This window comes from Bacillus cereus group sp. MYBKT111-2 (assembly GCF_051915205.1).
Lineage (GTDB): Bacteria > Bacillota > Bacilli > Bacillales > Bacillaceae_G > Bacillus_A > Bacillus_A paranthracis.
Window position 1 is genome coordinate 565,480 of sequence record NZ_JBQAEG010000004.1, and the last position, 6,706, is coordinate 572,185.

The window sequence follows — 6,706 nt, forward strand, 5'->3', positions numbered from 1 at the left end:
CAGCATATTCTCATTAAAAATAAAAAATCCCTTTCATTCTTTTTACAAATGAAAGGGATTTTATGTCATATCACTCATTTTGCTGTTCCTACTCCATTTAAAACATACTTTGCAATAACTGCATATACAGCTACTGTACCTGCTACTAATGCATATACCATGCTGATGCACCAACCTTTTTTGATAATGATTATCACTTTTGAATACATTTTATCATTAAAGATAATCATTATCAACACTTTTCATAAAGAAAGCCCCTTATAAGAAGGAGCTTCACTGCCTGTTTTGAAAAAGGGTAAAACTTGTTGTGCACTCTTATTATATCTCATAATACACATCTTAACAGTTTTAAAAATTGGAAATTACCTATATACCCTTCCGTTTACATTTTGTATAATAAAAGGGAATTACTTAACAAGGAGGAAAATAATGACACAAAATATTTCACAAGGCGAGAGGATACACTCCATCGATATTATTAGAGGAATAGCTGTACTAGGTATTTTTCTTGTGAACTGGCCTGTTATCGCCGGGATTGACTCACGTGATATTTCAGGAATTTATGAAGGAATAGACAGCTACATCCGTCTATTTTACGATATGTTTATTCAAACAAAGTTTTATACTATCTTTTCGTTTTTATTTGGCCTAGGCTTTTACATTTTTATGACTCGTGCTGAAGCGAAAACAGATCGACCAAAAACTTTATTTGTTCGTCGCTTACTTATTTTATTATTATTTGGTTTCTTACATTACGTTCTTTTATGGGACGGAGACATTTTACATACTTATGCAATCGCTGGATTTTTCTTATTTTTATTTTATAAGAGAGAACCTCGTACCATTTTAATATGGGCAATCGTTTTATTAAGTATTTTTCAATTTTTCATGCTACTCGCTGGTATTATGATTGCATTCGTCCCAAAGGCAGAGTTAGGATTTTCCTTACCTATCATGCCACTAGAAGACTGGGTGTCACAAATACAAAATCGTTTCCATGCATTTTATGCTGATGGAATTGAACTAAACGCATTCATGCTCCCAGAAACAGTTGGGCTATTTTTACTTGGTTTATACGCCGGCAAAAAGGATATTTTCCGCCGCACGAAAGAGTTAGATCCAAAGCTTAAAAAATGGCAAATTATTATGTTCATTTTAACATTACCAATGTGGTTCTTCATGGTCCGTTATTTCTTATCAAAACCATCTTATGAACCAATTTATATGCAGGTCTTTACAATGTTTAGTGGAAAGACATTATTCATATTCTACATTTTCACGCTCATGCGTTTATTACAAAAAGAAAGATGGCAAACATTATTACGCCCATTCCAATACGTTGGCCGAATGGCGTTAACAAACTACATCTCGCATACAATTGTTACATTACTTGTATTCGGACTATTACTCAAAAATTATTATCCTGCTCCATTGTGGGTAGGACCACTATTTTGCATCGGTTTCTACACATTACAAATCTTTATTAGCCGCTGGTGGCTGTCACGCTACCAATTCGGGCCACTTGAATACATTTGGCGCCTTGGTACGTATGGAAAAATGATGCCACTTAAAAAGAAAAGCAAGGTCTCATAACGAGACCTTGCTTTTTTATGCTTCCCTTACCGCACTTTGCATAGCAACTGGCTCTTCTTTTACTTTCACTTTACGCTGCGGCACCATATTGAATACGATATTTAAAAGTACTGCTGACGCACTTCCAAGTACAATTCCGTTATCTGTTAAAATACGAATATTTTCAGGAAGTTGTGAGAATAAAGTAGGAACGACTGTAACTCCAAGTCCAATTCCGACAGAGCATGCAACGATTAATAAATTTTCTTGTTTACCAAAATCAACGCTACTTAACATTTTAATACCATATGCCATAACCATACCGAACATCGCTAACATTGCACCACCAAGTACTGATTTCGGAATGATTGTAGTAATAGCTGCGATTTTTGGAATGAACCCAAGAACGATTAACATACCACCACAAGTATAAATAATAACGCGATTTCTTACTCCAGTTAATTGAACAAGTCCTACGTTTTGAGAGTATGTTGTATATGGGAACGCGTTGAAAATACCACCTAACACCATTGCTAATCCTTCTGCGCGATACCCTTTTGTTAATTCTTTTTCACCGATCTTTTTATTGCAAATATCAGATAATGCAAAGTAAACACCTGTTGCTTCTACAATGCCTACGCAAGCAACTAAAATCATCGTAATAATTGGCGTCAATTCGAACGTTGGTGTACCGAAATAAAATGGCTGAATACCATGGAACCAATCCGCTTCTCCAACTGCTTGCAAGCTTACTTTTCCCATAAATGCTGCAACGATTGTACCGAACAATAGACCTAGTAAAATAGAGATTGAACGAATAAACCCGTCAAAGAAACGATACATAATGATGATAAATAGTAACACACCAAATGCTAATGCTAAATTTTCAAGACTACCGAAATCTTTACTTCCTACTCCTCCAGCCATATCATTAATCGCTGCTGGAACAAGTGTAACTCCAATTACAGTAACGACAGATCCTGTTACAACAGGTGGAAATAGCTTTACAAGCTTTCCAAATAATTTCGCAAAGATAACAACGAATAACCCGGCGGCAATAATTGCTCCATAAATAGAAGACACGCCGTATTGTTTCCCAATTGCAATCATCGGCCCAACCGCTGTAAATGTACAACCAAGCACAACTGGAAGTCCAATACCGAAAAAGCGATTTGATAGTGCTTGTAAAATTGTCGCAACGCCGCACATTAATAAATCAATTGAGACTAAGTATGTTAATTCTTTTTGATTTAAACCAAGTCCACCGCCCACAATAAGCGGAACGATAATTGCACCAGCATACATAGCGAGCATATGCTGCATACCGAGCGATGCGATTTTAAATGGATGTTGCTTCATCGTTTATTTCACCTCCGCAGTTTCTTGCTGTACAAATGTAACTGCGTTATTATCAAGTGATGCAATTTCTGCTAGTGACTCAACACGAACTCCTTGTTCACGAAGCTTCTTTCCTCCATCTTGAAATGCTTTTTCAATAACAATCCCAATACCTGCAATACTGGCTCCTGCTTGCTCTACTAAACTCATTAAACCTAAAGCAGCCTGACCGTTTGCTAAAAAGTCATCGATAATTAACACGCGATCATTTTCATCGATATGATTTCGGGATAATGAAATTTCATTCGTTTCTTGTTTCGTAAATGAATATACGTTTGCAACATACATATTATCTTGTAACGTTAACGATTTACGTTTTCTTGCAAAGATTACTTTTACACCAAGTTCTAATGCAGCCATAACCGCTGGTGCAATGCCTGAAGATTCAATCGTCACGATTTTTGTAATGTTCTCTTCTTTAAAACGTTTAGCAAATTCTTTTCCGATTTCTTGCATAAGTACTGGGTCAATTTGATGGTTTAAAAAAGCATCTACCTTTAATACGTCACCAGATAAAACCTTTCCTTCGTTCAAAATCTTTTCTTGTAATAATTTCATGTTTGTTCCCCCTCTTATGCAATAAAAAAACTCCAAAAGCAGCCACCACTCGTTACAAGTGAGAGACGCGCTTTTGGAGTTTCGCAAAAAAGAATGCTAAACAAGCAAATATATTCGTCCTCACTCATAGTCAAAGTATTTACGGTACTTCGGTAGAAACTTGCAGGCCATATCCCCGCGATTATATGAGTGTAGCTAACTATTTATTTTATAGATGGATTATAACGCACTTTTTATACTTTGAAAAGTATTTATTAACAAAACACGTACAAATTTTATCAAAACATCATTTTCGTTCGAGTTTTGTAAACTCTTACATATTATTTCAAAGCGTCGTTAAAACGATTGGTCCATCTTTTGTAATGGCAATTGTATGCTCATATTGCGCTGATAATTTCCCGTCCATCGTTCTTGCAGCCCATCCATTTAAATCTACTTTCGAATATCGCATACCTACATTTACAATTGGCTCAATTGTAATTACCATTCCTTCTTGCAGCTCAGGCCCTTGTCCTTGTTTCCCAAAATGAAAAATTGCTGGTTCTTCATGAATCTCCTTACCGATTCCATGTCCCGTAAAGTCTCTTGCGACAGAAAAGCCTTCATTTGCTACGTAACTTTCAATTGCATAGCCAATATCTCCAACATGATTATCGATTACCGCCTGATCAATTCCTTTATACAATGCATTCTCAGCTACTAACAATAACCTTTCTGCTTCATCAGAAACTTTTCCAATTCTATACGTCCAAGCAGAATCTGAAAGACCACCATTTAAGTTTACTACCATGTCAATTGTTACAATATCACCCTCAGTCAAAGGAACATCGGCCGGAAATGCATGACACATTTCATCGTTTACAGATGCACATATCGCATATGGATATCCGTTGTACCCTTTCTGCTCAGACGTTGCACCATGTTTTTCTAAATACGCTTCCACAAACGTATTAATTTCTTTTGTTGTAATACCTGGTTTCATTATCTTCGCAATTTCTCTATGACATGAAGCAAGTAACTTTCCAGATTCATGCATTAAATCTATTTCATTTTTCGTTTTAATTGTAATCATGCTTATCTCTACCTTCCTTGCTAGACCTACTATTTGCTACTAAATTTCAATGATACACATACTCTTTCAACACTTTCAATTAATATTACATCTAGTATTTTTAGTTGATGTTTACTTATAAACAAAGTATATTGTTACTATACTATTAAAAGGAGGATTGTTAAAGATGATGCACGCAGGAAGACTACGTCAGCAAACTTTGAACACTAAGTAACTTAATATGTTCAAAGGCTCTGTTTTCATAAAGCAGAGTAAACGGGATTAGTCTGCACATTTTTAATAATCTTCAACGGAAGAGTACACTTTCCACATGGAGAAAGGCAGATATACATCTGTCTTTTTTTTCGTATATTTTTCATACAAAGAGAGACGTTTATTCCTTATATCCTCGTTTACTCTTAACCACAGACAGAAGCCCGTCTGTGGTTTTTTTATGATTACATTTTTTTAATCATATTGATGTATTTAGGATGATTAGTAACAGAAAACGTATAAAAGCATTAAAATCAAAATAAACAATTGGAGGAAATAAAAATGAATACATTTAAAGTGAAACAATTAGCAAATAAAAAAGGACTAAATATCTTAGAAGATTCAATAGAAATCAATGAATCTGGCGTTGACTTTCAAGTAGCACACGTTACAGAACAAAACGGAGATAAATGGATACTAAGAATTCCTCGTAGACCAGAATCCATGAGACATGCCTTACGAGAAAAAGAAGCGTTAGAAATTATGAAAAAACATGCAGCATTCCAAGTTCCTGATTGGTCTATATTTTCTGAAGAACTAATTGCTTATAAACAACTAAATGGCTTTCCTGCTGCTACTATCGATATAGAACAACAAAGATATGTATGGAACTTTAATGAAAAGAATGTACCAACCGAATACTATATTTCATTAGGAAAAGTTCTAGCGAATGTACATTCATTACCTCAGCAAAAATTTAATAATATAGGTGTTGAAATTCTTACGGCTAATGAATTAAGAACTTCTATGCAACAAAGGATGAATCGAGTGAAGGAACAATACCATATTAATCAAAACTTATGGGATCGTTGGCAAGCATGGCTAGCTGAAGATTCTTTTTGGCCATCTCACGTGGGAGTAAAGCATGGGGATATACATCCAGGTCATATTCTGATTGATAAAAAAAATAATGTAACTGGTTTAATCGATTGGACAGAAGTAGGGATAGGTGATGTATCTATAGATTTCACATCGCATTATCTACTCTTTGGGAAAGATGGATTAACAAAGTTAATTCACTCTTATGACAACGCTGGTGGTAAAACTTGGTCAAGAATGGAAGAACATATTATCGAACTTCTAACAACAAGTAGCATCACTGTTGCTGAATACGCTCAAGTATCAGGTTTGAAAGACATGCATGAAGCAGCTATACACATGCTAGCAACTGAAAGTTAATACAGTTGCTAAAAAAAAACATTAAACTAAAAAACAGAAGAACTCTCTTCTGTTTTTTAGTTATCTTTACATATATAATTCATTTTCAAAAACTCAAAATAACTACCATTCGTCTTCTGTATAAACGTCCCAACTGCTTCAAACCCTGCCCTTTTATACACTTTAATCGCTCTTTTATTAAATGTAGCTACTGATAGTGTTATATAATTACATCCATATTTTTCTTTACTAAAAGCTAGTATAGCATTTATGAACTGTAAACCAAATCCGTTTCCAGTTATATTAGGACTCATTCCAAGACCTATATCAACCGTCCCATCATTTATTTTACAAACAGTAAAATAACCAATGAGAGCGTCATTTTCCTTCACAGAAAATGTATGATCTCCTCTACTCTCATCATGTAAAAATTCGGCTAAATCTTCTTCATCTGCCTCTATATCGTAAAAGGAATATTTCCCTTCATAATGCCAGTTGTATGCAATTTCTTCTGCTTCTTCTTGCGTCATTACTGTATATGTATAATCCATTCTCCCATCCCCTAAAAAAAGAGCTGCAAGTAAGTGAACTGCACCCCAATTGTTAGACACAGTCTAACAATTGGAGGTGCAGTTTTTCTATGGCTAAATTTACAGCTGATGAAAAAATACAAATCGTTCTACGTTATTTGAACGG

At 35.0% G+C, this 6,706-nt stretch carries 7 protein-coding genes and 1 riboswitch; of the genes, 2 read left to right on the top strand and 5 right to left on the bottom strand.

What is annotated here, in order from left to right; all coding sequences use genetic code 11:
- Positions 1-74: 74 nt before the first annotated feature.
- The gene (locus ACTFNE_RS15120; protein WP_439998154.1) at positions 75-239 is read right to left on the bottom strand and encodes a hypothetical protein; all 165 of its coding nucleotides are present in this window, start codon (positions 237-239) and stop codon (positions 75-77) included.
- Positions 240-429: 190 nt separating this feature from the next.
- On the opposite strand from ACTFNE_RS15120, the gene ACTFNE_RS15125 reads away from it, so the two are divergent.
- Positions 430-1,593, top strand: a complete 1,164-nt coding sequence (locus ACTFNE_RS15125; RefSeq protein WP_270705628.1) for a DUF418 domain-containing protein — start codon at positions 430-432, stop codon at positions 1,591-1,593.
- A 15-nt stretch (positions 1,594-1,608) separates the two neighbouring features.
- Here ACTFNE_RS15125 and pbuX read toward each other — a convergent pair whose 3' ends face one another.
- The 3 genes from pbuX to ACTFNE_RS15140 form a co-directional block, all read right to left on the bottom strand.
- On the bottom strand, positions 1,609-2,931 hold the full coding sequence (gene pbuX / locus ACTFNE_RS15130) for a xanthine permease PbuX (protein ID WP_087958159.1): 1,323 nt from the start codon (positions 2,929-2,931) through the stop codon (positions 1,609-1,611).
- Between the two features lie 3 nt (positions 2,932-2,934).
- Positions 2,935-3,528, bottom strand: a complete 594-nt coding sequence (locus ACTFNE_RS15135; protein WP_270705631.1) for a xanthine phosphoribosyltransferase — start codon at positions 3,526-3,528, stop codon at positions 2,935-2,937.
- Positions 3,529-3,635: 107 nt separating this feature from the next.
- Positions 3,636-3,737, bottom strand: a riboswitch (purine riboswitch).
- 116 nt (positions 3,738-3,853) lie between these two features.
- Positions 3,854-4,600 (bottom strand): type I methionyl aminopeptidase, encoded by a 747-nt coding sequence (locus ACTFNE_RS15140; RefSeq protein ID WP_270705632.1) that lies wholly within the window; start codon positions 4,598-4,600, stop codon positions 3,854-3,856.
- Positions 4,601-5,134: 534 nt separating this feature from the next.
- On the opposite strand from ACTFNE_RS15140, the gene mphL reads away from it, so the two are divergent.
- Positions 5,135-6,031, top strand: coding sequence for a macrolide 2'-phosphotransferase MphL (mphL, locus tag ACTFNE_RS15145; protein WP_046197281.1), 897 nt, complete (start codon positions 5,135-5,137; stop codon positions 6,029-6,031).
- Positions 6,032-6,087: 56 nt separating this feature from the next.
- On the opposite strand, the gene ACTFNE_RS15150 is transcribed toward mphL, so the two are convergent.
- Positions 6,088-6,561, bottom strand: coding sequence for a GNAT family N-acetyltransferase (locus ACTFNE_RS15150; RefSeq protein WP_046197280.1), 474 nt, complete (start codon positions 6,559-6,561; stop codon positions 6,088-6,090).
- Positions 6,562-6,706: the final 145 nt, after the last annotated feature.